General features: G+C 38.7%; 25 protein-coding genes. 4 read left to right on the plus strand and 21 right to left on the minus strand.

Translation table 11 applies throughout. The annotated features are described in order from the left end of the window. Nucleotides 1-130 precede the first annotated feature (130 nt). The 10 genes from rplI to ACIQAA_RS10630 all read right to left on the minus strand — a co-directional run bounded on the left by rplI (nt 131) and on the right by ACIQAA_RS10630 (nt 9,439). Nucleotides 131-580: a 50S ribosomal protein L9 gene (rplI, locus tag ACIQAA_RS10585; RefSeq protein ID WP_402618645.1), complete on the minus strand. Its 450-nt coding sequence runs from the start codon at nt 578-580 to the stop codon at nt 131-133. After that, nucleotides 577-2,550 carry a DHH family phosphoesterase gene (locus ACIQAA_RS10590; RefSeq protein WP_402618648.1) on the minus strand — a complete coding sequence of 658 codons (1,974 nt, stop codon included), beginning with the start codon at nt 2,548-2,550 and terminating at the stop codon, nt 577-579. Before ACIQAA_RS10590 ends, rplI begins: the two co-directional genes overlap by 4 nt. A 23-nt stretch (nt 2,551-2,573) precedes the next feature. Then, entirely contained in the window at nt 2,574-3,521 is a 948-nt protein-coding gene (locus tag ACIQAA_RS10595) for a YybS family protein (RefSeq protein WP_402618651.1), read from the minus strand. Nucleotides 3,522-3,687: 166 nt separating this feature from the next. Continuing rightward, nucleotides 3,688-3,930, minus strand: a complete 243-nt coding sequence (gene rpsR / locus ACIQAA_RS10600; protein WP_402618654.1) for a 30S ribosomal protein S18 — start codon at nt 3,928-3,930, stop codon at nt 3,688-3,690. A 46-nt stretch (nt 3,931-3,976) separates the two neighbouring features. Further along, complete coding sequence (gene ssb / locus ACIQAA_RS10605) at nt 3,977-4,507, minus strand: single-stranded DNA-binding protein (protein WP_402618742.1); 531 nt, start codon at nt 4,505-4,507, stop codon at nt 3,977-3,979. Between the two features lie 65 nt (nt 4,508-4,572). Then, nucleotides 4,573-4,860, minus strand: a complete 288-nt coding sequence (gene rpsF / locus ACIQAA_RS10610; RefSeq protein WP_045519104.1) for a 30S ribosomal protein S6 — start codon at nt 4,858-4,860, stop codon at nt 4,573-4,575. Nucleotides 4,861-5,039: 179 nt separating this feature from the next. Then, on the minus strand, nt 5,040-6,140 hold the full coding sequence (ychF, locus tag ACIQAA_RS10615) for a redox-regulated ATPase YchF (RefSeq protein WP_307193169.1): 1,101 nt from the start codon (nt 6,138-6,140) through the stop codon (nt 5,040-5,042). Between the two features lie 132 nt (nt 6,141-6,272). Continuing rightward, entirely contained in the window at nt 6,273-8,270 is a 1,998-nt protein-coding gene (locus tag ACIQAA_RS10620; RefSeq protein ID WP_402618657.1) for a molybdopterin-dependent oxidoreductase, read from the minus strand. 71 nt (nt 8,271-8,341) lie between these two features. Further along, the gene (locus ACIQAA_RS10625) at nt 8,342-8,539 is read right to left on the minus strand and encodes a DUF951 domain-containing protein (protein WP_045519309.1); all 198 of its coding nucleotides are present in this window, start codon (nt 8,537-8,539) and stop codon (nt 8,342-8,344) included. A gap of 15 nt (nt 8,540-8,554) precedes the next feature. After that, nucleotides 8,555-9,439, minus strand: coding sequence for a mechanosensitive ion channel family protein (locus tag ACIQAA_RS10630; RefSeq protein ID WP_402618661.1), 885 nt, complete (start codon nt 9,437-9,439; stop codon nt 8,555-8,557). Between the two features lie 195 nt (nt 9,440-9,634). On the opposite strand from ACIQAA_RS10630, the gene yyaC reads away from it, so the two are divergent. Beyond that, nucleotides 9,635-10,252 carry a spore protease YyaC gene (gene yyaC / locus ACIQAA_RS10635; RefSeq protein ID WP_402618663.1) on the plus strand — a complete coding sequence of 206 codons (618 nt, stop codon included), beginning with the start codon at nt 9,635-9,637 and terminating at the stop codon, nt 10,250-10,252. 56 nt (nt 10,253-10,308) lie between these two features. On the opposite strand, the gene ACIQAA_RS10640 is transcribed toward yyaC, so the two are convergent. The 11 genes from ACIQAA_RS10640 to rpmH form a co-directional block, all read right to left on the minus strand. Then, nucleotides 10,309-11,037 carry a DUF554 domain-containing protein gene (locus ACIQAA_RS10640; RefSeq protein WP_402618665.1) on the minus strand — a complete coding sequence of 243 codons (729 nt, stop codon included), beginning with the start codon at nt 11,035-11,037 and terminating at the stop codon, nt 10,309-10,311. A gap of 111 nt (nt 11,038-11,148) precedes the next feature. Beyond that, entirely contained in the window at nt 11,149-12,006 is an 858-nt protein-coding gene (locus ACIQAA_RS10645) for a ParB/RepB/Spo0J family partition protein (RefSeq protein ID WP_402618668.1), read from the minus strand. Next, nucleotides 11,999-12,760, minus strand: coding sequence for a ParA family protein (locus ACIQAA_RS10650; RefSeq protein ID WP_402618671.1), 762 nt, complete (start codon nt 12,758-12,760; stop codon nt 11,999-12,001). The genes ACIQAA_RS10645 and ACIQAA_RS10650 overlap by 8 nt, the downstream gene beginning before the upstream one ends. A gap of 434 nt (nt 12,761-13,194) precedes the next feature. Further along, nucleotides 13,195-14,079, minus strand: a complete 885-nt coding sequence (gene noc / locus ACIQAA_RS10655; protein WP_402618673.1) for a nucleoid occlusion protein — start codon at nt 14,077-14,079, stop codon at nt 13,195-13,197. A gap of 99 nt (nt 14,080-14,178) precedes the next feature. Then, complete coding sequence (gene rsmG / locus ACIQAA_RS10660) at nt 14,179-14,895, minus strand: 16S rRNA (guanine(527)-N(7))-methyltransferase RsmG (RefSeq protein ID WP_402618676.1); 717 nt, start codon at nt 14,893-14,895, stop codon at nt 14,179-14,181. 27 nt (nt 14,896-14,922) lie between these two features. Then, the gene (mnmG, locus tag ACIQAA_RS10665; protein WP_402618679.1) at nt 14,923-16,812 is read right to left on the minus strand and encodes a tRNA uridine-5-carboxymethylaminomethyl(34) synthesis enzyme MnmG; all 1,890 of its coding nucleotides are present in this window, start codon (nt 16,810-16,812) and stop codon (nt 14,923-14,925) included. A 70-nt stretch (nt 16,813-16,882) separates the two neighbouring features. Beyond that, a complete protein-coding gene (gene mnmE, locus ACIQAA_RS10670) occupies nt 16,883-18,268 on the minus strand; it encodes a tRNA uridine-5-carboxymethylaminomethyl(34) synthesis GTPase MnmE (RefSeq protein ID WP_402618681.1) in 1,386 nt (461 codons plus the stop codon). A gap of 280 nt (nt 18,269-18,548) precedes the next feature. Then, entirely contained in the window at nt 18,549-19,169 is a 621-nt protein-coding gene (jag, locus tag ACIQAA_RS10675; protein ID WP_402618684.1) for an RNA-binding cell elongation regulator Jag/EloR, read from the minus strand. Beyond that, nucleotides 19,166-19,942: a YidC family membrane integrase SpoIIIJ gene (gene spoIIIJ, locus ACIQAA_RS10680; protein ID WP_402618687.1), complete on the minus strand. Its 777-nt coding sequence runs from the start codon at nt 19,940-19,942 to the stop codon at nt 19,166-19,168. The genes jag and spoIIIJ overlap by 4 nt, the downstream gene beginning before the upstream one ends. A gap of 166 nt (nt 19,943-20,108) precedes the next feature. After that, a complete protein-coding gene (gene rnpA / locus ACIQAA_RS10685) occupies nt 20,109-20,453 on the minus strand; it encodes a ribonuclease P protein component (RefSeq protein ID WP_402618689.1) in 345 nt (114 codons plus the stop codon). 149 nt (nt 20,454-20,602) lie between these two features. Further along, nucleotides 20,603-20,737: a 50S ribosomal protein L34 gene (gene rpmH, locus ACIQAA_RS10690; RefSeq protein ID WP_063255153.1), complete on the minus strand. Its 135-nt coding sequence runs from the start codon at nt 20,735-20,737 to the stop codon at nt 20,603-20,605. A gap of 705 nt (nt 20,738-21,442) precedes the next feature. On the opposite strand from rpmH, the gene dnaA reads away from it, so the two are divergent. The 3 genes from dnaA (at nt 21,443) to yaaA (ending at nt 24,457) form a co-directional block, all read left to right on the plus strand. After that, a complete protein-coding gene (gene dnaA / locus ACIQAA_RS10695; RefSeq protein ID WP_402618693.1) occupies nt 21,443-22,789 on the plus strand; it encodes a chromosomal replication initiator protein DnaA in 1,347 nt (448 codons plus the stop codon). Nucleotides 22,790-22,997: 208 nt separating this feature from the next. Then, entirely contained in the window at nt 22,998-24,134 is a 1,137-nt protein-coding gene (gene dnaN, locus ACIQAA_RS10700; protein WP_402618696.1) for a DNA polymerase III subunit beta, read from the plus strand. Between the two features lie 104 nt (nt 24,135-24,238). Next, nucleotides 24,239-24,457, plus strand: a complete 219-nt coding sequence (yaaA, locus tag ACIQAA_RS10705) for a S4 domain-containing protein YaaA (RefSeq protein WP_402618698.1) — start codon at nt 24,239-24,241, stop codon at nt 24,455-24,457. Nucleotides 24,458-24,463: the final 6 nt, after the last annotated feature.

Consider the following 24,463-nt stretch of genomic DNA (forward strand, 5'->3'; position numbering starts at 1 on the left):
TAAATTATATATATTAATAGTTCTAAACCTAAATATGTCCATAATGAAGAAAAGTGACCAGTCTCGACCGATCACATCACTTGTTTGCTTTTATTATTTTAACATGTTTATCTGAAATTTGAACTGGAAATTACTTTACTTCTTTTACATGAACCGTTAGCGTAGCTAGAACTTCATGATGAAGCTTTACAGGAACCTTTGTATGACCAAGCGTGCGAATGGCGTCCGCTAATTCCATTTTGCGTTTATCGATTTTAATTCCGTGTTTCTTTTGAAGTTCTTCCGCAATTTGTTTTGTGGTAATGGAACCAAATAGGCGGCCGCCTTCACCCGCTTTTGCAGATAGCTCAACCGTAATTTTTTCTAGCTGTTCTCCTAGCTTTTTCGCTTCAGCTAGCTCTTCTGCCGCACGTTTGTCTTCCTTCTTCTTTTGACCCTCTAATGTGCTGATGTTTGCATTATTTGCTTCAATTGCTAGACCTTGCTTTATTAAAAAGTTTTGTGCATAGCCATCTGCCACATTCTTTACTTCACCTTTTTTGCCTTTTCCTTTTACATCCTTTAGAAAAATTACCTTCATTCCTTTTTCCCACCTTCAAAATAGTCTTCAATTGCTAGCTTTAATTGTCTTTCTGCTTCTGTTATGGAAATCCCGGTCAGCTGGGTGGCTGCATTGGTCAGATGTCCGCCGCCTTGAAGCTTTTCCATGATTACTTGAACATTGACATTGCCAAGCGATCTGGCACTAATGCCAATCAGCCCCTCATTGCGTTTTGCAATGACAAACGAGGCTGCTACCCCATCCATCGTTAGGAGTGTATCTGCTGCTTGTGCAAGAAGGACTTGATCATGAAGCTCATTTTCTTCCCCTTTCGCAATGGCAATTCCATCGCGGTAAAAAGCAACCGATTCAATTAATTTAGCCCTCTTAATATAGGTATTAATGCTTTCCTTTAAAAACTTCTGAACGAGAATGGTATCTGCCCCTTGACCTCTTAAATAGGAAGCAGCATCAAAGGTTCTAGCACCTGTGCGTAAGGTAAAACTTTTCGTATCGACCACGATTCCCGCTAATAAAGCAGTTGCTTCTATCATTTCTATTTTACCGCGTTTTGGCTGGTATTCAAGAAATTCGGTAACAAGCTCTGCTGTCGAAGACGCGTATGGCTCCATATAAACTAGAACTGGATTTTCAATAAATTCTTCCCCGCGGCGGTGATGATCAATAACAACCACATTATCAATTCTATTAAGAAGTCGTTCTTCAATCACTAGTGCAGGTTTATGGGTATCCACGATCACCAATAGAGTTTTTTCTGTTGAAATTTCCAATGCTTCTTCTGGACCGATAAATCGAGAAAATAATTGCTCTTGATGACGGATTTCTTCCATCAGTCTATGGACAGCGCCATCCATTTCTTGAAAGTTTAAAACTATGTAGGCATCTTTTTGGTTCATCTGCGCAACCTTGTAAATACCAATAGAGGACCCAATTGAATCCATATCGGGATTTTTATGTCCCATAATAATAACCTTATCACTTGCGGTAATTAAATCCTTTAGTGCATGGGAAATAACGCGGGCGCGTACTCTTGTCCGTTTTTCAACCGGATTTGTTTTGCCGCCAAAGAATTTCACTTTGCCGTTTGGATGTTTGATCGCAACCTGATCGCCGCCTCTTCCCAGGGCCAAATCCAAACTTGATTGAGCCAATACGCCCAACTCAGGCAGAGAAGGAGTGCCAGCACCTACACCAATACTTAATGTAAAGGAAATATTTTGCTTAGAGGTCATTTCTCTTATTTCATCAAGGACAGTAAATTTACCTTTTTCCATAAGTTGCAGAATGGCTTCATTAAACACAGCGATAAAACGTTCGGATGAAATTCTTTTAAGAAAAATGCCGTTTTCCTGAGCCCATTTATTTAGGGTTGAAGTAACCATGTTGTTAATGCTTCCACGCATTTGGTCATCCATACCTTGTGTTAATTCATCGTAATTATCTAAAAAGATAATCGCAATAACGGTTCGTTCATCATGGTACAATTTTTCAATTTCTTTTTGTTCTGTGACATCAAAGAAGTAAAGGAGCTTTTCCTCACTTTTAAGAATGACTCGAAACTTTCGTTCATGAAGAGTGATGATTTCTGTTTCTACTTCTTGTTTAATTAACGGTATCAACGTATCAGCGATTTCGTAGAGTGATTTTCCAATAAGGGTATCTTCATCAAAATAAGAGGAAAGAAAAGGATTGGTCCACTCGATCGAGTATTCATCATTGATGAGCATAATCCCAATTGGCATTTCCATCAGTGCTTCTTCGCCAACCCGTTTGACACGGTATGAAAGGGTTGAGATATAGTCTTCCATTTCTTTTCTTTGGCTGGATTCAATGACGATCATATAGTACAGCGGCGGGATGATGAGAAACAACCCCACCAAGCTTAGTATCCAATTATAGTAGGCCAGGACAATGAGCAGAACCACTGTAATGCCTATCAGCCCGTAAAAAGGGTAACGTATCGAGCGCTTTTCAATAAATGCAGGCAATTTTTTCAGCTCCTAAACAGTAGTCATCTCTCTTTTTTATTAAAGCCTTTTCGTAAATCAAAGCCTAAATCAATTATACCTAATATCCCTACAATATAAAGGAAAATTGGAATGATGAAAGAGACAATCGCTATTGTAATAGAAATGGCCTTCGAAAAACCCTTTTTGTCAAAATAATAAAAGATAAATGTATACCCTTGGAGAATCATCAAAAATTGAAGGATATAGGTCATATTGATAATGGCCATATACCAAAAGGTGCCCTCTTCAGGATGCATCACCATACTAACCAGCAAGGTAAGGAGAAAGTAATATAATATACTTTTTGGTAATGATATCTCTTTAAAGCTTTTCCACTTCTCCACCTTTACCCCGAATCTCTTAATGATTGGAAAGGATATAAGCTGCATAATGAATACAATAAAGAAAGATGAGAGAACAAATAAAGTGGGGATTAATGTTTTAATCAGGTTTAATCCATTATTAAATTGTTCCAACACCTTTTCAGAGTCTTGTGTATTCCCAAAATTCTTTAGTAAGTCAGCTGAAACATTGAGTGATTCCCGCATCATATCAATCATTTCAGTTATCATATCGACTTTAAAGAGGACGATACTTGCCACATAAATAAGAATTAGATTAACTAAAAAGACAAGAGAGCCCGTGATAAATAAAACACCCATGTTCTTCTGTTTCTGAATTAAATAGCCGATTACAACACCTGTTGTCCCATATGCGAGCGTTAATGGCAGCGACATAATTGTTCCTACGATGAACGATAGGAGAAGGGAGGCGATAATAAAAACAACGATACTCTTCCCGTCATTCTTGGCTGCAAAGAGCATAAATGGCACAGCTAAAAATAAGTTTACAATCATCCCAAGAAACGGGACATAAATCGTTAATAATAACAAAACCGCAAAGGCAGCTAACAGGATAGCTCCTTCTGTAAGTTTACGAACATTTTTCACTACTTCACCCCAATTATTTCAAAAGCCTATTCCTTAATTTTAGCCAGTTACGCTCTCCTATTCAACAAATCTGCAAGATAATATAAAAAGACAGCAAGGGATGAGCCCCAGCTGCCTTTAACTAATTCTTATATTCCAGCTTCAGCGCTTAGGCGCTTACGCTTTATTATTCACCCGCAACGAATGGTAATAATGCCATTTGACGTGCACGTTTGATTGCAACAGTTAGTTTACGCTGATATTTAGCGCTTGTACCAGTTACACGACGTGGTAAAATCTTTCCACGTTCAGAGATGAATTTTTTAAGTAAATCTACATCTTTATAATCGATGCGTGCGATGCCATTTGCTGTGAAATAGCACACTTTACGGCGCTTCGCGCGTCCGCCTTTACGTCCTCCACCTGCCATGAAAATTCCCTCCTTTATGAATGATTAACGATCATAAAAGTTTACGTTAAAATGGTAGATCATCATCGGAGATGTCTATCTGACCGTTACCTGCGAACGGATCATCATCCACTTTTGTAAAACCTTTATTATTGTTATTGTTGTTGTTTTGATACTGCCGTTGATTCTGATTGCCGCCGCCATAAGGATTTCCTTGCGGTTCCCTTGGTGGGGCACCGAAATGATCATTGTCGCTTCTTCCACCGCCGCCAGAAGAGTTTTTAGGTTCTAGAAATTGGACACTCTCTGCCTGAACTTCTGTAACGTAAACACGCTTACCATCTTGTCCTTCATAGTTACGGGTTTGAATGCGGCCATCCACTCCTGCAAGGCTGCCTTTTTTCAAGAAGTTTGCCACATTTTCAGCTGGTTTACGCCAAACAACACAATTAATAAAGTCTGCTTCACGCTCACCTGCCTGACTAGAAAACGGACGGTTAACAGCTAAAGTAAAGGTAGCTACAGGAACCCCATTTGGTGTATAACGCAAATCAGGATCTTTAGTTAAACGGCCAACAAGCACGACACGATTCATCATCAGAATCAACTCCTTTTCTTCTGGAGAATGTTTCATGTGAAACATCCAGCCAAAATGTATTTATATTAAGCTTCTTCTTTAATTACTAAATGGCGAATGATATCTTCGCTGATTTTCGCAAGACGAGAAAATTCTTGTACCGCATCAGCTGAAGATGTAGTTTTCACGATTTCGTAATATCCATCACGGAAATCGTTGATTTCGTAAGCTAAACGACGCTTACCCCAATCTTTTGTTTCAGCAGTTTCCGCACCGTTTTCAAGAAGAATTCCGTTGAAACGCTCTACAAGAGCCTTTTTCGCTTCGTCTTCAATGTTTGGGCGGATGATGTACATGATTTCGTACTTATTCATCACAGTCACCTCCTTTTGGTCTAAACGGCCCACTTTTGGGCAAGGAGCAATTATTCATTACTCACAAGTTAAGATTTTATCATAGTTAATGACGAAAAGCAAGGCTGTTCACCATTTCTAGATATTTCCCTTAAAAGTCTGTCCATATAAAAAGACTTGCAGACGCAAGGCTAGACATTTTATACATTGAAACGGAAGTGAATAACATCTCCGTCTTTTACTAAATACTCTTTTCCTTCTAAACGGACTTTTCCAGCTTCCTTAGCGGCATTATAACTTCCTGCAGCTAATAAGTCATCATATGAGACTGTTTCAGCACGAATAAATCCGCGTTCGAAATCTGAGTGAATGATACCCGCACATTGTGGAGCTTTCATGCCATGTCTAAACGTCCACGCACGAACTTCCTGAACACCTGCAGTAAAGTAAGTAGCTAATCCAAGCAGGTTATAAGCTGCGCGAATTAACTGGTCAAGTCCAGATTCCTCAATACCGAGCTCTTCAAGGAACATTTGCTTTTCTTCGCCTTCTAGTTCAGCAATTTCTTCCTCAATCTTTGCACAAACTACAATTACTTCAGCATTATCTGCTGCTGCAAATTCGCGTACTTTTTGAACATATTCGTTGCCTGATGGATCTGCAACATCATCCTCACCAACGTTTGCCACATATAAAACAGGCTTAATTGTTAAAAGGTGAAGCATTTTGGCGATTTTCATTTGTTCTTCCGTAAATTCAACCGTACGTGCTGGCTTTTCAGCTTCAAAAGCGTCACGAAGCATGGAGAGTACTTCAAACTCAGCTGCTGCGTCTTTATCTTTTTGCTTGGCTAATTTTTCAACGCGGCTAATTCTTTTTTCAACGGACTCCATGTCTGCAAGAATTAACTCTAAATTAATAACCTCGATATCGGAAATAGGATCTACTTTTCCTGATACGTGGGTGATGTTCTCGTCTGCAAAACAGCGGACAACCTGGCAAATGGCGTCTACTTGTCGGATGTGTGATAGGAACTTATTACCAAGTCCTTCACCTTTACTTGCTCCCTTTACAATCCCTGCTATATCAGTAAATTCAAATGCAGTAGGAACGGTCTTTTTTGGCTGCACAAGCTCCGTTAATTTCGTTAAGCGGTGGTCAGGAACTTCTACAATTCCTACGTTAGGATCGATGGTACAGAATGGATAATTGGCTGATTCAGCCCCAGCCTGTGTGATTGCATTAAATAATGTAGACTTACCAACATTCGGCAAACCTACGATTCCTGCTGTTAATGCCATAAAATTCACTCCTCAAGATATATATCTATTTAAAAAAATAACGTCCAAGAATTATTAAAAAGCCTCTCACAATTATAGGCATTAGTCAGTAAAAAGACAAGAACGAAAGAAAACTGGCGTCCTAGACACCAGTTAGTGTATTTTTTCAATATTCACCAGACAATCGTACAAGGTACTGCCAAGACCGTTATCAGATTCTTCGCTCGAAGTTAAGTTGTTAACAGAGCCGCCGAACCTTTTCCAAATCCCTTCATCAATATTAATTGTGTTAGGATGTACCTTTGGCAGAATCGAAAGATATCCTTTAATTTCACCACGATTATTCCATACTCGTACCAAATCACCATCCTTCAGATTATGCTCTTCCGCAATATTTCCGGCCACTTCAATTTTTAGCTGAGGTGCCTTAGGAAAAAGATGATAGTTTTGCGAATGGTTTGACCTTAGTGGATGAATCGTTAGTAGATTATAGGGAAATTTCTCAGCTAATGAGGGATTATTCCATTTTGATTCTTCAGGTAATGCTAATTGCAGCTGCCCCTCGACACCTTTGTTTATGACTGTAAACTCGTATTTTCCAGATGGTGTTTTAAACTGAAAATCATCCCATGGTACTGGTTTCACTGGCAATTCTACGTTATGGTGTTCCTTAAGTTTATCTAGTGTGATTCCTTTTGCAGATAATGTTTGTAGAGACATTTCCAGCCACTGATCTCTTGAGAACTGAAAATCTTCACCAAATCCAAGTCTTTCAGCAAGCTGTGTCCAAATCCATAAATCCGACTTCGCTTCTCCAGGAGCTGAAACGAGTTTCGGACCATAATTTACATAATGATGGTACATAGAAGAATAATAAAGATCTTCTTCCTCAAAAGAAGTGGTCGTCGGCAGGATATAATCTGCTAGTACAGCTGTATCTGTCATAAATTGCTCAATCACGACGAGCTTGGAAACAGAAGAAAAAGCTTTTTCTACGATAGATGAGTCTGGGACCTGTGTTAAGGGATTTCCACAGGTAACCACAATCATTTTGATTTCTGGATCAATCGCAGACAACACTTCTTCAGCCTGTTTCATAATTGAAAATTCTCTATGGCTGCTCCTGCGTTCGCTCAGCGTTAAATTGGCAGCATCAAAACTTTGCCCCACTTGAAGGTTGGCATAATTAGCGCCACCTCCAGGTATTCCAATATTGCCGCTTACCGCTGCAAGGGCATCAATCAAACGGATGGTATTTCCGCCATTTTTATAGCGCTGCAGTCCAAGTCCCATAAAAGTAGAGGTAGGTTTATCAGCAAATACCTTTGCTAAAAGCTTAATTTTCTCTACGGACACTTCCGTCATTTCACTGATTTTTTCTAATGATATGCCTTCAAACAGTTTCTCTAAATCCTCGAAGCCATATGAATAGTGGTCAATAAATTCACGATCTTCAAGGCCTAAATGAAGGAGTTCCTTTATAATCCCTGCAGCAAGCAAACCATCCATTCCAGGTTTAACGGATATATATTCATCGGCTATTTTCGCCGTTGCATTAAATAGTGGATCAATAACAAAAATCTTCGCTCCCTTTTTCTTTGCTTCCAAGAGCTTTTCATAAAAATGCATGTTGGTCCGCGCTACATTTCTTCCCCAGATGACAATGTTTTTACTTTTTAAAACATCCTCTGGTTCATGGGCATAAGCGTCACCAAAATCCCATTTCTGTGCTTCAATTCCAGCACCCCAGCAAAGTGAACCATAAAGCTGTGTTACACCGCCGTAAGCATTAAAAAAACGTTGGTCCAGGTTTTTTAGTATCCCATTGTTTGCATAGTCATGGCTATGGAGAACAGCAGTAGAACCATACTGTCTTTTAATTTCCTTCAACTCAAAGGCAATTTCATCGAGCGCCTGATTCCATGAAATTTGCTTGAATTCTCCGTTCACCTTTTTTAAGGGATAAAGAATCCGCTCAGGTGAGTTGGTCCTTGTTTCGAGCATTCTGCCTCTGCCGCAAATTTTCCCCTTGGTAATGGGGTGGGAAGGGTCACCTTCAACTTTTATAACCTTATCGTTCTCTACCGTTACATGAAAACCACAGCTGTCCCAGCAATTCAACGGACATGCTGATTTCACAATACTTGCCACTGCTCCACCCCCAAAACGATCTCTACTTTTTAACTAGAATAATACAGTTAACAAAAAAAAAGAAGCATAAACTACTGTTCATGCTTCACCAATATTTTCTTCATTTTCCTTGAGAATTCCCGCCTAGGAATCATTACGCTATGTTCGCAGCCTTCACATTTGATTCGAATGTCCATTCCCATACGAATAATTTTCCAGCGATTAGTCCCGCATGGATGCTGCTTTTTCATTTCAACGACATCATTTAACCCAAATTCTTTTTCTTCCATTGAATACCTCTCCTTTTAAACACTAGGTTCATTGATATTTCCAGAATTCTTTGAGTACATGACCATACGTGGATATGGAATTTCAATTCCATGCTCATCTAAACATTGTTTGATATCCCTTTTTATATCCCTAGAAACAGCTGCATGCTTCATTGGCAATGTTTCCGCAACAATTCGTAATACAACCTCAGATGGTCCTAAGGTTTGAACGCCTAATAGCTCAGGCGCCTTCGTAAGTTCTTCGTATTGTTCCGGCATTTTTTCAAGTAAATCCCTGATGATCTTTTGTGTCTTTTCAATATCTTCTTCATAAGCAACCGATATATCAATGATGGCAAGGCTGTTATTTAAAGAGAAATTCGTTACCTGAATGATACTTCCATTCGGTAAGATGTGAACTTCTCCTGTCCAACTTTTTAACTTTGTTGTCCGCAGGCCAATGGCTTGGACTGTTCCTTCAAATTGATCAATCCGTACATGGTCCCCGACTGAAAATTGATCTTCGAAAATAATAAAGAAACCAGTTATTACATCTTTTACAAGACTCTGTGCTCCAAAACCAACTGCAAGTCCGACAACCCCTGCACCTGCAATTAATGCTTTTACATCAATGGTTAGGACAGAAAGTATCATCATAAAGGCTATAAAATAAACAACATAGGTAAGAACATTATCGAGAAGTTTTGCTAATGTTTCTTCCCTTCGTTCTGAAGTTTTAAGCGGCGAACGAGTTCTTAGCTTGAAAACATTATCAATGGCCATACTTCCCAGCTTGATTAAGATCTTTGCCACAATCATAATCGCAATAATTTTTAAAAAACCTTCCCCAATAGCCAGCCATGTATCTTCATTTTGGAATTTATCAACAAATCTCTGAATAATTCTTTCTGTAGAAGTCATTTGAACATCCTTTCCTCTCACACTATTGAATCATTCTTATTTTATCAAGTTTCCTTTGTAGTTTATAGTATTGTGATTTATTCCTTTTTTCAACTGGAATATCTTTTATTCAGCATGTATAGATTTTCTTAATATTCCGTATACTGTTAAAAAGAAAAGCGGAATTATTAATGGTCACAATTAAGGAGTGTACTTATGAATCTAAAACCTAGTTTCTTTGATAGGAGGGCCAATACTGGGCGGATACCCCATGATGATTTTCAAGCTGTTGAAAATTTAGCCATGGAATTGCTTAAGTTCCTGCCACGGGCATCTCATCGTCCTATCGTATTTGTTTGTATCGGAACAGACCGCTCAACCGGAGATTCATTAGGACCACTTGTTGGATCATTTTTAGAGGAGAAGGATGTACCTTCTTTTCATGTTTACGGTACGTTAGATGAACCCATTCATGCCGTCAATTTGGGTGAACGGTTAAAGGAAATAGCAGTAAAACATCAAGATCCCTACATTATTGGTATCGATGCGTGCTTAGGACGAATGAAGAATGTTGGGGTAATCCAGGTAGGTAATGGACCTGTTAAACCTGGGGCAGGTGTAAACAAAGAGCTTCCGGCAGTCGGTGATATCCACATAACGGGGATTGTCAATGTGAGTGGCTTCATGGAGTTTTTTGTTTTACAAAATACCCGATTAAATTTGGTAATGAAAATGGCAAAGACCATTGCAAATGGGATTTATCAAGCAAGTATTCTCCATTCCAAAGGAAGACTGCAGGAATTAATTCAAGAGGAGCAAAAAAAGTCCAATTAAAAGAGCAGCCGGGATCAGCCTAGCTGCTCTTTTACCATTTACAAATTAGTAAAATATTACAAAAACAAACGATATAAATAGAGAACGGTTACGATAATTCCTGTCACAACAATAGCAGGAAGGAGGTTTGCTACCTTTATTTTTACTAATCCTGTTAGATTGAGACCGATAGCAAAAATCATGACACCGCCAGTAGCTGTCATTTCAATAATAAATTGATCCATCAATACCTGGGGGATAAAGGTGTTAATTTGCGTGGCGAATAAAGCGATTAGCCCTTGATAGAGCATGACCGGAATAGCTGAAAAAATAACACCCACTCCAAGTGTAGTCGTTAATATAATGGATGTGAAGCCATCAATGAGTCCTTTCGTATACAAGACATCGTGGTCACCGCGGATTCCGCTGTCAAGTGCCCCAATAATTGCCATAGCCCCAATTACAAAGATTAAGGTAGCAGTAACAAAACCTTCTGCTATACTGCCTTTTCCAGTTGAACCTATCTTGCTAGAACCAATTTTGTTTTCCAGCCAAAGCCCAAGCTGATTCAGCTTTTCTTCCAATTGCATGAGCTCCCCAAAAACAGCACCCATGACTAAACTAATGATTACAATTAGAAAATTCTCACTTTTTAACCCCATCTGCAGCCCCAAAACAATTACCGATAATCCTATTGCATACATAACCGTTGTTTTCATGCTTTCAGGAATTCGGTTTAAAAGCTTTCCAATTAGCACACCGACAATAATTAATAACCCGTTTACAAGCGTTCCTAATAAAAACATCTGTTATTCACCTATTCTTCGAAACTCGAAACTAATAATAGTATTAAACTATCATTTTTTAGTACAGTTGGAAAGTTATTTTTGCAAAAAAATAAACCATCCAAAGATGGTTTAAAGTGATTCTTCTTGTCCTAACATTTCTAAGATACGTTCTAAATCTTCTTGGGAGAAAAATTCAATTTCTATCTTGCCTTTATTTTTTGTCTGCTTAATGTTTACAGTTGTTCCAAACCGTTCGCGAAGGGAGTGTTCCCGTTCCTGGATAAACACATCTTTTTTCTTTTCAGGGTTTTTTGTTTCACGTGGAACATTTTCATTTAGATGTTGAATGATTTTTTCTAATTGGCGAACATTCAATGATTCCTGGATAATTTTATCTACTAAGGCTGGAAGCTTTGCCTTTTGACGCAGTCCCAAAAGGGCGCGACCATGGCCCATCGATATTTTTCCATCTGAAATCAGCTCTTGAATCTTGGGAGGCAGAGAGAGCAGCCGGATATGATTTGCTACATGCGGACGACTTTTTCCTAAACGCTTTGCTACTTCTTCTTGTGTGAACTTTAACTTTTCCATTAGCGTTTGATAGGCTAGACCCTCTTCAATTGGGTTCAAATCTTCACGCTGCAGGTTTTCTAAAACGGCTAATTCCATCATTTGCTGTTCGGTTAACTCTCTTACAACAGCTGGTACAGACGCTAGTTTTGCTTCTTTTGCTGCTCGGAAACGTCTTTCACCTACAACAATTTCATACCCTTTAATGCTTTTCCGAACGACAAGCGGCTGAAGAATTCCATGCTCTAAAATGGAGTCTTTTAGTTCATCAATGGCCTCTTGTTGGAAGGTTTTCCTTGGCTGGTAAGGATTTGGACGCAATTCTTTTAAACTTATTTCTTGGACAGTCTCTTCCTTACCGGCTTCGATATTTGTAAAAAATGCATTAATGCCTTTTTTTCCTAGACCTTTAGCCATTTGAGACCACTTCCTTTGCTAAATCTAAATAAACTTCTGCCCCTCGTGATTTTGAATCATACGTAATAATTGGTTCGCCATGGCTTGGAGCCTCACTTAGACGTACATTTCTTGGAATAATGGTTTTATATACTTTATCTTGAAAATACTTCTTCACTTCTTCGATTACTTGAATGCCTAAATTCGTTCGGGCATCGAGCATCGTTAATAACACGCCTTCTATTTTCAAGTCCTGGTTTAAGTGTTTTTGTACTAGCCTTACAGTATTTAATAACTGACTTAAACCTTCGAGAGCATAATATTCACACTGAACAGGGATTAACACAGAGTCTGAAGCTGTTAAGGAGTTGAGCGTTAACAATCCTAATGAAGGCGGACAATCGATAATAATATAATCGAATTGGTCTTTCACTTCTTCAAGCGCACGCTTTAATCGGACCTCCCTAGAAATAGTAGGAACGAGCTCGATTTCCGCTCCTGCAAGCTGTATAGTAGCCGGAATGGCATATAAATTTTCAACAGATGTTGTTTTAATAACATCCTTTGCTTCCACATCGTCTACTAAAACATCATATATACACTGTGCTACATCTGCCTTTTCGATACCAATTCCGCTCGTAGCATTCCCTTGTGGATCAATGTCTACTAATAAAACCTTTTTCCCAATGTATGCTAAGCAGGCGCCTAGATTGACAGAGGTAGTTGTCTTTCCAACTCCGCCTTTTTGATTCGCGATTGCAATAGTTTTGCCCACGATGTCACCTACCTTGTTTCAAATAAGATACTTAAATTCTAGTCATATCAACTAATTAAACCTGTGATTCTCGCAGGCAAAACTAGTAAATTAAAATTTCCATGCTATTTATTTTAACATGAAACTGATTTATTGTTATTTTTTTTCATAAAATATTAATGGCGAATCAAAGCGACGGCTACCATATTTTTACATACTAATAGACTTGTCTGTTGATTTCCTCTCCAGGCACTTCGCTTTCCGCGGGCGGTCCGGGGAGCCTCCTTGGCGCCTCAGCGCCTGCGGGGTCTCCCCTGCCCCGTCCTCCCGCAGGAGTCTTCGTGCCTTCCGCTCCAATCAACAGAGTGAAAAATAAAAAACTAGCTGTTATATTACAGGAAGACAAAAAATAAAAACCAAACTGCTTGATAGTCTGGTTCCATTGTGTGAATATTTTATTTTTTCTTTGGAATTTTTATAGTAAATTGATAGTACTCTTCAAACTCTTCTTCTTGTGAGTCGAGATTGATTCCGTTATCGGACACCATGGTTAACGATTGTCTTATGGTATTTACAGCAATTCTCATATCTTTGCTGAAGGCTTTTCTTTTTGGTTTTGGTTTTTGGTTCTTTTCTTCTAGCAGCCTGGCCACTCGATCCTCAGTTTGCTTTACATTAAGATTTTTTTCGATAATATCTTGTAAAAGCAGTACTTGTTTCTCTGGATTTTTAAGTGGAATAAGTGCACGGGCATGCCGTTCAGTTATTTCTTTATTTAGCAAGGATTCTTGGATAGGCTGAGGCAGCTTTAAAAGCCGCAGCTTATTGGCTACTGTCGATTGACCTTTTCCAAGACGCTGAGCAAGAGCTTCTTGCGTTAAGTTATGCAGCTCGAGCAGCCTACCATAGGCGATAGCCTCTTCAATCGGCGACAGCTCTTCCCGTTGTAAATTTTCAATTAATGCCACAGAAGCGGTTTCGGTATCGGAATAATTTTTTATGATCGCTGGTGCTTCTTCCCAGCCCAGCTTCTTCATCGCACGCCAGCGGCGCTCTCCGGCAATAATTTCATAATTTCCATCAAACTGTCGGACCACAATTGGCTGAATGATTCCGTGTGTATGGATTGTTCGTGATAACTCCTCTATTTTTTCATCGTCGAATACGGTTCGAGGCTGAAAACGGTTAGGAACAATACTTTCAATGGGAATCTTTTTAATTTCTTCATTTTTAACAACATCTAGCTCTTGTTCTAGCTCTTTTTCAAGCTCTTTTTCTAACTCAACCTTTTGATCTCCCTTTTCGCCGAGGCCAAAAAAGCGTGAAAACGAATTCTTCATCCCCAACACCACCTTTACGAAACTCCCTATTACTTATTCTCTATAATACTGTTTTCTTCCTGCCAAACCTGCAGTTTTATTTATACAAAATAGCCTTCATTATTCGATTGGCATTTTACCAGGTGTCCCTGGCTTTCGCGGATATTTTTTTGGCGTTTGTTTTTCCTTTTTAATGACAAGAATATTTCTTTCACTTTCTTCCATTGGTAAAGTGAAAGTATGCATCTGCTCTAATTTTCCTCCAAGAGTCGTAATCGCCTTCTGACCGACGGTTAACTCATCGTTTGCATGTGCGGCTTTCATGGCAATAAAATGTCCTCCTACTTTTACAAGCGGAAGGCAAAGCTCGCTAAGCACAGACATTCTTGCCACTGCTCTTGCCGTTACGAGGTCATACGACTCACGATGAGCTGGATTCACACCGAAGGTCTCAGCGCGATCGTGAATGAAATGAACCTTTTCCAATTTTAAAACATTTGCTAAATGATTTAAAAAGGAAATTCGCTTATTTAATGAATCCACGATGGTTACCTCTAAATGAGGAAAAGCAATTTTTAACGGAATACTTGGAAATCCCGCACCTGCGCCTACATCGCACAGATGCAGGGGCTGCGTGAAATCAAAGTAAAAGGCAGCAGATATGGAATCATAGAAATGTTTTAAGTAGACATCCTCTTGATCAGTGATGGCAGTTAGGTTCATTTTTTCATTCCACTCCACTAAGGTGTGAAAGTATTGATCAAATTGATCTAGCTGCTCATCGCTAAGGGCGATCCCCTTCTCAAGAAGCATAGCTTTGAATTGTTCGATGTTCATCAGCAAAACTTCCTCTTTTTGTAAAAATTATAAATTACTTGTTCGAGACACTTTACCTTGTTCCAAATACACAAGAAGAATCGATATATCGGATGGATTTACACCAGAGATTCTAGAAGCTTGGGCAAGAGATAACGGTTTGATTTGTTTTAACTTTTGCTTTGCTTCCGTTGCAAGACTTGCTATCGCATCATAGTCAATATTCTCAGGAATTTTTTTATTTTCCATTTTCTTTAAGCGTTCAACCTGCTGAAGTGATTTTTCAATATAGCCTTCATATTTAACTTGAATTTCAACCTGTTCTTTTATATCTTGATCTAATTCCATCTCACTAGGTGCTAGACTTTCGATGTGTTCATAGGTCATTTCGGGACGCTTCAATAAATCTGCGGCAAGAATTCCATCCTTAAGCTCACTGCCGCCAGTACTCCGGATAAGCTCCTGAACTTCTGTTGAAGGTTTTAATCGGATTGATGAAAGTCTTTCCTTTTCTGCTTCAACTGCCTCTTTTTTAGCTAAAAATCTTTGATAACGTTCTTCAGGTATAAGGCCGATAGAATAACCAATATCGGTTAATCGTAAATCTGCATTATCATGGCGTAAAAGAAGACGATATTCGGCTCTGGAAGTTAGCAGACGATACGGTTCATTTGTTCCTTTTGTAATTAAATCATCAATTAACACGCCAATATAGGCATCAGAACGACTTAGGATTAATGGCTCTTTTCCAAGTGCACTTAGACCCGCATTGATTCCAGCCATAATTCCTTGTCCCGCTGCTTCTTCATATCCTGAAGTTCCATTAATTTGACCAGCAGTAAAGAGGTTTTTTACTACCTTTGTTTCAAGTGTCGGCCAAAGCTGCGTTGGGTTAATCGCATCATACTCTATTGCATATCCAGATCTCATCATTTGAACATTTTCTAACCCTGGAATGGTTTTAAGGATTTGCTGCTGAACATCTTCAGGCAAACTGGTCGATAGGCCCTGAACATAAACCTCTTGCGTTTTTCTGCCTTCAGGCTCGAGGAAGATTTGGTGGCGCGGCTTATCATTAAAACGGACCACTTTATCTTCGATGGATGGACAGTAACGCGGACCTGTTCCTTTAATCATTCCTGAATACATCGGTGAACGATGAAGGTTTTGATCAATTAACGTATGTGTTTGTTCATTTGTATACGTCAGCCAGCATGGAAGCTGGTCAGTAATATACTTAGTTGTTTCATATGAGAAAGCTCTCGGAACTTCATCCCCAGGCTGAATCTCCGTTTTACTGTAATCAATCGTATGACTATTAACGCGCGGCGGAGTTCCTGTCTTAAAACGAACCAATTCAAATCCAAGTTCCTCTAAATGCTCCGATAACTTAATAGATGGCTGCTGGTTATTTGGACCACTTGAATATTTCAATTCTCCGAGGATAATTTCTCCACGAAGATAGGTACCAGTCGTGATTACAACTGTTTTGGCACGGTAAATCGCACCTGTTTTTGTTATAACCCCAACACAGATTCCGTCCTCAACAATTAGTCTTTCAACCATTCCTTGAAGAAGTGTCAGGTTTGGTGTTTCTTCTATTGTTCTTTTCATTTCGTACTGGTAGTCAACTTTATCTGCTTGGGCACGCAAGGCACGCACTGCGGGACCCTTCCCCGTATTCAACATTCTCATTTGAATATATGTTTTATCGATATTTCTGCCCATTTCGCCGCCAAGTGCATCTATTTCCCGGACAACAATTCCTTTTGCCGGTCCGCCGATTGATGGATTACATGGCATAAAGGCAACCATATCGAGGTTAATGGTGATCATTAGTGTTTTAGCACCCATACGTGCCGCCGCGAGGCCTGCCTCACAGCCTGCATGACCGGCACCAATGATCACAACGTCAAAATTACCTGCTTCGTATGACATCTCTTTCCTCCTCTTGTCTAACTCTATTGCTTTACTTCAACACCCAGCCATCTAGGTGCATACGCTTATTTTATTTTCCTAAACAGAACTGTGAAAATAACTGGTCAATTAGGCTTTCATGAACACTATCACCGATAATTTCCCCAAGAATCTCCCATGTTCTTGTAACATCTATTTGAACGATATCAATGGGCGTTCCCATTTCTACTCCATTAATCGCTTCTTCTATTGTGTGCAGACTTTGTCCGATCAAAGCAATGTGGCGGCTGTTAGATAGATATGTCATATCTCCAGCGTCAATCGACCCTTCAAAGAACAAGGATGATATAGCTTCTTCGAGCTCATCAACCCCGCGGTCCTCCAATAATGAGGTCGTGACGATTTTATGCTTTCTTGCCAGCTCCTTTACACGCTCCATATCAATTTGCTGCGTGAGGTCTGTCTTATTAACGATGACAATAACATCCATCCCTTTTACAGCTTCAAAAAGATTTTCATCCTCTTTTGTAAATTGATCAGCGTAATTAAGCACTAACAATATTAAATCTGCTTCTTTTAATACTTGTCTAGACTTTTCTACTCCAATCCGTTCAACTATATCTTCCGTTTCTCTTATACCCGCAGTATCTAATAGTCTTAGCGGTACACCGCGAACATTGACATACTCCTCAATGACATCACGGGTTGTCCCAGGAATATCAGTGACAATTGCTTTATTTTCTTGAACCAGACTATTTAATAACGATGACTTTCCGACGTTTGGGCGCCCAACGATTACTGTAGAAAGGCCTTCACGCAAGATTTTTCCTTGCTGAGAGGTTTGCAATAGTTTTTTTAACTCATCTCGAACATAGATGGCTTTTTCTAACAACATATTATGTGTCATTTCTTCAACATCGTCATATTCAGGATAATCTATATTTACTTCGACATGCGCAAGTATTTCTAAAATTTCCTGACGCAAGCCCCTGATTAACTTTGATAACCGACCTTCCATTTGTCCTAAGGCCACATTCATCGCACGATCCGTTTTGGCTCTGATTAAATCCATTACTGCTTCTGCTTGAGATAAATCAATCCGGCCATTTAAAAACGCCCGTTTTGTAAATTCACCTGGTTCAGCCAGTCTAGCGCCATAGGCCAGTACATGCTGCAAGACCCGATTCACAGAAACAATCCCGCCGTGACAATTTATTTCAACTACATCCTCTTTCGTAAAAGTTTTTGGTCCCTTCATAATTGATACCATTACTTCCTCAATTACTTGCTCCGTCTTAGGATCAATTAAATGACCATAATGGATTGTATGGGTTGGAACCTCTGTTAACCTTTTACCGCCGATGCTTCGAAAAATTTGATCAGCGATTTTAATGGAATCATCGCCGCTCAACCTTATAATTGCAATGGCTCCCTCACCCATCGGTGTCGATATGGCAGCTATCGTATCGAATTCCATTACTTTCACCACTCTTTATAAAATTAATCTATATAAAAATGAAATATTTTTACTCCAAATTATTAGAATACCACATCTGGTCTTCTCTGAAAAACCAGAAATCTCAGCGTTGATTTATCCACAACCTGAAAAATGTCTACCTATTATTTTAACTTATCCACATGTGAATAACAATAAAACAAGAGATTTCATATAATTGTTATAAACAAGTGCTTTTTAAATGTAAATTTCGACAACGCAAAAAAAAGACATCCTTCGAAAAGGATGTCTTTAACTCATTCTATTTAACGGGTGAAATCACGATATGCCGATGTGGATCTGAACCATCAGAAAAAGTTTTCACGCGTTTATTGTCAGATAAAGCTGTGTGAATGACTTTACGCTCGTAAGAAGGCATTGGCTCCAACGCAACATCCTTGCCAGTTTTTACAGCCTTTAAGGCAAGTCGATGGGCTAACTGGATCAGCGTATCATTTCTTCGATTCCGGTAGTCCTCCGCATCCAAAATAACCGTTAAGTATTGATTAGAAAAACGATTAATAATTAGCTGTGTTAAATATTGCAGCGAATTTAACGTTTGTCCTCTTTTTCCAATTAAAAGAGCAATTTTTTCACCAGTCATAACAAAGAGAACTTGTTTTCCATCACGTTTAATTTCGATATCGATAGGAGCTCCCATTTGTTCACTAACTTGAAGCAGAAATTTTTTAGCCTCTTCAATTGGATCAATGATAACCGTAACCTTAACGACAGCAGGGCGTGAACCAAAAATCCCAAAAATACCCTTTTTACCTTCATCAATTATAGCTACATCTGTGCGGTCTTTTGTTGTATTTAACTGAGCTAAAGCTGATTCCACTGCTTCTTCGACTGTTTGTCCGGTAGCAGTTACTTGTTTCACTTTTTTGCTCCTCCCGCTTTACCGGATTCTTGCGCTTTTTTCAAGTCCGGTCCTTTAATGAAATAGGTTTGTACGATCATAAAAATATTACCTACTACCCAATACAAGGAAAGGGCTGCTGGGAAACTAAAGGCAAAAATGACAATCATGATTGGCATCATCCAAAGCATCATCGCCATTTGCGGATTATGCTCTTGACCAGCCATCATCATTTTTTGCTGAATAAACGTTGTGATACCTGCAATAATTGGCAGAAGATAGAATGGGTCCTTATCTCCAAGGTCAAACCAAAGGAAGCTATGATCCGCAATTTCTCTTGTTCTTGAAATCGCGTGGTAAAAGCCAATTAGGATAGGCATTTGGACGATTAATGGGAAACACCCAGCCATCGGATTAACTCCGTGCTTTTGAAAAAGTGCCATTGTTTCTTGCTGTAATTTTTGCTGTGTCTTCTGATCCTTAGAGCTGTATTTTTCTCGAAGCGCCTTCATTTCTGGCTGCAGCGCCTGCATTGCTTTCGAGCTTCTTGTCTGCTTAATCATAAGCGGCAATATCGCTAATCGAATCAGTATCGTAACCACAATTAGTGATAATCCAAAGCTTCCGCCAAGTATTTCTGCACCTTTGACAATGATCCAGGAAAGCGGATAGACAATGTACTCGTTCCAAAACCCTGTACTTTCGGCACTTATTGGCTTATTAATTTCTGTACAGCCTGTTAAGAACAAAAATACAGAAACTATGCCAATCAAAAGTGATATTCGTTTTTTCAACCGAATTTTCCTCCTTGAACAATATATATATTATTTAGGTATGAATACCTGGTATGAATACCTTTTTTTAAAAATAGAGAGTAGGTATATTTCATAGGTATTTTACCATCTTTTAGAATAATTTGCTTCTTAATTTTTATAACGAATACAACATTATTTTAACAAACTACCTCCGCTTGAAAACCTTACCAACTTTAAAGACATGGGTTAAACTCTTTTTCACTTCAAAAAAGTCCATATCCGCAACAGGTTTTCTAGCAATAATGACGTAATCGTTCCCTGGAACAATTTGATCTGATAGTTCAAAAACAGCTTGTCTTATGTATCGTTTAATCTGATTTCTCATTACAGCATTTCCTATCTTTTTACTGACAGATAGACCAATGCGAAAATCCTCCTGGCCTTCTTTCGACAGACTATAGACAACAAATTGTCGATTAGCAAAGGATTGTCCCTTTTGAAATGCTTCTTGGAATTCTTTATTCTTCTTTACCCGTAATTCTTTCTTCATAGAAAACACCTTCCATCTACATTAGAAAGATATGTTATATCTGCTGTGTTAAAGGTGAATGTTGATTTCCACTCCAGTCAACATTCGGGCAGATCAAAAGTGTACTTCATCACAATTATTAGAAAAAAGACCACTGATGTTTCAGTGGCCTAAGCTGATAATACTTTTCTTCCTTTTTGGCGACGGCGTGCTAGAACTTTACGTCCGTTTGCGCTGCTCATACGACTGCGGAAACCGTGAACTTTACTATGTTTACGTTTATTTGGTTGATATGTTCTTTTCATATATGACACCTCCCTGAGGAATAGCTGTTAAAGACAGTCTAACTTATTATAAAGACGGACCCCAATATTGTCAACCACCACTAAAATATTGTTCCCCAGTTCCAAAAATTTTTGCGCCAAGATCCATTTTCAGCCGCCAAAGATTTTTAATGCAATCTTTTTTTTGAAAACCTGCCTGTGGATATTTTTTTCGACTTTTTTTTCGTCGTTTCACAAGATATTGACAGTTTTTGCACAGGACACACTACTTGTGGACAAGTTTTAATCACATATTGTTACAGTTGTGGATAAACGGCGAAAAGGCATTGCGCACCTGCCTTTTATCTGATATTATATTTGTGTTTTCACTCTGAATAACTTCGTCTCTAAAATGTGTTATCCACAAATTGTGGATAAGGTGTGGACAAGTTATTCTAGCATACTGCAGAAACTTGTCCACAAGCCGTGGATATTGTCGAAACTCCACTTTATTTCCTATAATATGTTTTTCCACAACCATTGTTTCGTATATTTATAAATTAGTAGGTTGTACAGCTTGTATAACGTTGTTTTTTCACGGAACTATTGCCGAATTTGTTATGAGGTAGCATCGAGGATACTTCACAACTCTTTGTGAAAAAATATCTCTATATATGGAGTTTAGACAGAAACGAACCTGCAAAATGCATTTGAATAATAGATAGATAAAAAAAGGAGGGACAACCGTTGGAGAATATTGCGGATCTTTGGAATGCTGCTCTAGCCAATATCGAGAAGAAGATTAGCAAGCCTAGTTTTGACACTTGGCTGAAGTCCACAAAGGCCCATTCCCTTCAAGGCAATCTACTTGTGATCACTGCTCCAAATGAATTTGCACGTGATTGGCTCGAGGAGCGCTACTCCCAGTTAATTGCAGGTATCCTGTATGAAATTACTGGAGAAGAGCTATCTGTTAAGTTCATTATTCCGCAAAATCAAAAAGAGGAAGACCCTGACTTACTATTGCCAGCTAAAAAGGCCAAAAAAGAGGAAGATCAACATGATTTTCCGGCAAATATTTTAAATCCAAAGTATCTTTTTGATACGTTTGTTATTGGTTCGGGCAACCGGTTTGCTCACGCAGCATCCCTGGCTGTAGCCGAAGCACCTGCAAAAGCATACAATCCCTTATTTATTTATGGGGGCGTCGGTTTAGGAAAAACACACTTAATGCATGCGATTGGTCATTATGTGTTAGAACATAAACCAAACGCTAAGGTAGTTTATTTGTCATCAGAAAAATTCACCAACGAATTTATTAATTCTATTCGTGACAATAAGGCTGTCGAATTCCGCAATAAGTATCGAAACGTTGATGTGTTACTAATTGATGATATTCAGTTCTTAGCTGGAAAAGAATCAACACAAGAGGAATTTTTTCATACTTTTAATACTCTTCATGAAGAAAGCAAACAAATCGTTATTTCAAGTGACCGTCCGCCTAGGGAAATTCCAACACTTGAAGACCGACTGCGTTCACGATTTGAATGGGGATTAATCACAGATATTACTCCTCCAGATTTAGAAACAAGAATTGCGATTCTTCGGAAAAAAGCTAAGGCTGAAGGATTGGATATACCAAATGAGGTTATGCTCTATATCGCTAACCAAATTGATACAAATATCAGAGAGCTTGAGGGAGCATTAATCCGCGTGGTTGCCTATTCTTCCTTAATCAATAAAGATATTAACGCCGATTTAGCTTCAGAAGCATTAAAGGATATCATCCCAAGCTCAAAGCCCAAAGTCATTACCATCCTTGATATTCAGAGGACTGTTGGTGAGCACTTTAGTGTCAAACTAGAGGATTTTAAAGCGAAAAAGCGCACGAAATCTGTAGCTTTCCCAAGACAAATTGCGATGTACTTATCACGGGAATTAACGGATTATTCTTTGCCAAAGATAGGAGAAGAGTTTGGAGGACGTGATCATACGACTGTCATTCATGCTCACGAAAAGATTTCTAAGCTATTGCAATCTGATCTTCAGCTGCAGAAGCAAATGAAAGAGCTAAATGAGTTGTTGAAGGTTTAAGGCAACTGTGAATAACTTGGACTAGTTTATGCACAGTCTGTCCACATGTGGATAGACTGTGTTTCCATTGTAAAAAATAGGTTATCCACATACTAACAGGCCCTACTAGTACTTCTACTGTTTTTTTATTTAAAAAACTTATTATTATATGTTCAAGAAATTTCATTTATGCGTACTAAGAATAAAAAATTGCTGGGAGGATTATGAAATGAGATTTATCATCCAACGGGATCGTCTTGTTCAAAGTGTCCAAGATGTTATGAAGGCTGTCACCTCGAGAACGACCATCCCAATTTTAACGGGGATCAAAATAACAGCTAGCAGCGAGGGAGTAACATTAACAGGAAGTGATTCCGATATTTCGATTGAATCATTCATCCCAAAAGAGGAAGACGGAGATGAAATTGTCGAAATCAAACAAGCTGGTTCGATCGTCCTTCAAGCAAAGTTTTTTAGTGAAATTGTAAAGAAATTACCTACAGATTCTGTTGAAATTGAGGTACTAGGGTCATTACAAACCGTTATTCGCTCAGGGAAATCCGAATTTAATCTAAACGGCCTTGATGCAGAAGAGTACCCTCACCTGCCGCAAATAGAAGAAAATAATAAATTTCATATTGCAACGGATCTTCTAAAAATGATGATCCGCCAAACCTTTTTTGCAGTATCCACTTCAGAAACACGTCCCATCTTGACAGGTGTAAACTGGAAGATTGAAAATGGCGAACTAAACTGTATTGCAACAGATAGCCATCGTCTGGCATTAAGAAAGGCAAAGATAGAAATTGAAAATAACGAAAGCTACAATGTCGTTATTCCAGGCAAGAGCTTGAATGAACTAAGTAAAATCATAGACGATTCGAACGAATTAATAGATATCGTTATCACAGAAAACCAAATTTTGTTTAAAGCGAAGCATTTATTATTTTTCTCAAGATTGTTAGAAGGAAATTATCCTGACACTTCTAGATTGATTCCTAGCGAAAGCAAAACAGATATTATTGTGAATACAAAGGAATTCCTGCATGCCATTGATCGTGCCTCCCTGCTTGCCCGTGAAGGCAGAAATAATGTTGTCAAACTTTCAACAATTGATGGCGGAGTAATTGAAATCTCCTCTAACACACCTGAGGTCGGTAAAGTCGTCGAAGAGATTCAAAGTCAATCCATTGATGGAGAAGAGTTAAAGATTTCTTTTAGTGCAAAATATATGATGGACGCCCTAAAAGCACTTGAAGGTACAGATATTAGAGTAAGTTTTACTGGTGCAATGCGCCCGTTCGTTATCAAACCCCTGCATGATGAAACCACACTGCAGCTGATTTTACCTGTAAGAACTTACTAGGATAAACCTCACGAATAGTCACCATGTTTTTTGGTGACTTTCTTTATTTTTTGTTTTTTAGTAAAATAAAGTATTGAGACCATTTTAGAAATGAGTGATAAACATTGCCTGAAGAAATAAAGCTAAATACAGAATTTATTACGTTAGGACAATTTCTTAAATTAGCTGACGTCATCCAATCTGGTGGAATGGCAAAATGGTTTTTAAGTGAAAACGATATTTTTATTAATGGCGAACAAGATCAAAGAAGAGGAAGAAAGCTTCGAGCAGGAGATAAAGTTAAAATTCCTGGCTTTGGAGAGTTTTTGATTACGAGTAACTAAAGGTTG

The sequence above is a fragment of the Neobacillus sp. NPDC093182 genome, assembly GCF_044754045.1.

What these genes read in the sequence shown, in the direction of transcription:
- rpsF (WP_045519104.1), bottom strand. Translation starts at nt 4,860, where the DNA reads ATGAATAAGTACGAAATCATGTACATCATCCGCCCAAACATTGAAGAC.
- ACIQAA_RS10630 (WP_402618661.1), bottom strand. Translation starts at nt 9,439, where the DNA reads ATGACTTCTACAGAAAGAATTATTCAGAGATTTGTTGATAAATTCCAA.
- mnmE (WP_402618681.1), bottom strand. Translation starts at nt 18,268, where the DNA reads ATGGAATTCGATACGATAGCTGCCATATCGACACCGATGGGTGAGGGA.
- mnmG (WP_402618679.1), bottom strand. Translation starts at nt 16,812, where the DNA reads ATGTCATACGAAGCAGGTAATTTTGACGTTGTGATCATTGGTGCCGGT.
- rplI (WP_402618645.1), bottom strand. Translation starts at nt 580, where the DNA reads ATGAAGGTAATTTTTCTAAAGGATGTAAAAGGAAAAGGCAAAAAAGGT.
- noc (WP_402618673.1), bottom strand. Translation starts at nt 14,079, where the DNA reads ATGAAGAATTCGTTTTCACGCTTTTTTGGCCTCGGCGAAAAGGGAGAT.
- rsmG (WP_402618676.1), bottom strand. Translation starts at nt 14,895, where the DNA reads ATGAACATCGAACAATTCAAAGCTATGCTTCTTGAGAAGGGGATCGCC.
- ACIQAA_RS10640 (WP_402618665.1), bottom strand. Translation starts at nt 11,037, where the DNA reads ATGTTTTTATTAGGAACGCTTGTAAACGGGTTATTAATTATTGTCGGT.
- rpsR (WP_402618654.1), bottom strand. Translation starts at nt 3,930, where the DNA reads ATGGCAGGTGGAGGACGTAAAGGCGGACGCGCGAAGCGCCGTAAAGTG.
- ACIQAA_RS10645 (WP_402618668.1), bottom strand. Translation starts at nt 12,006, where the DNA reads ATGGCTAAAGGTCTAGGAAAAAAAGGCATTAATGCATTTTTTACAAAT.
- dnaN (WP_402618696.1), top strand. Translation starts at nt 22,998, where the DNA reads ATGAGATTTATCATCCAACGGGATCGTCTTGTTCAAAGTGTCCAAGAT.
- yyaC (WP_402618663.1), top strand. Translation starts at nt 9,635, where the DNA reads ATGAATCTAAAACCTAGTTTCTTTGATAGGAGGGCCAATACTGGGCGG.
- ACIQAA_RS10625 (WP_045519309.1), bottom strand. Translation starts at nt 8,539, where the DNA reads ATGGAAGAAAAAGAATTTGGGTTAAATGATGTCGTTGAAATGAAAAAG.
- ychF (WP_307193169.1), bottom strand. Translation starts at nt 6,140, where the DNA reads ATGGCATTAACAGCAGGAATCGTAGGTTTGCCGAATGTTGGTAAGTCT.
- ssb (WP_402618742.1), bottom strand. Translation starts at nt 4,507, where the DNA reads ATGATGAATCGTGTCGTGCTTGTTGGCCGTTTAACTAAAGATCCTGAT.
- rnpA (WP_402618689.1), bottom strand. Translation starts at nt 20,453, where the DNA reads ATGAAGAAAGAATTACGGGTAAAGAAGAATAAAGAATTCCAAGAAGCA.
- rpmH (WP_063255153.1), bottom strand. Translation starts at nt 20,737, where the DNA reads ATGAAAAGAACATATCAACCAAATAAACGTAAACATAGTAAAGTTCAC.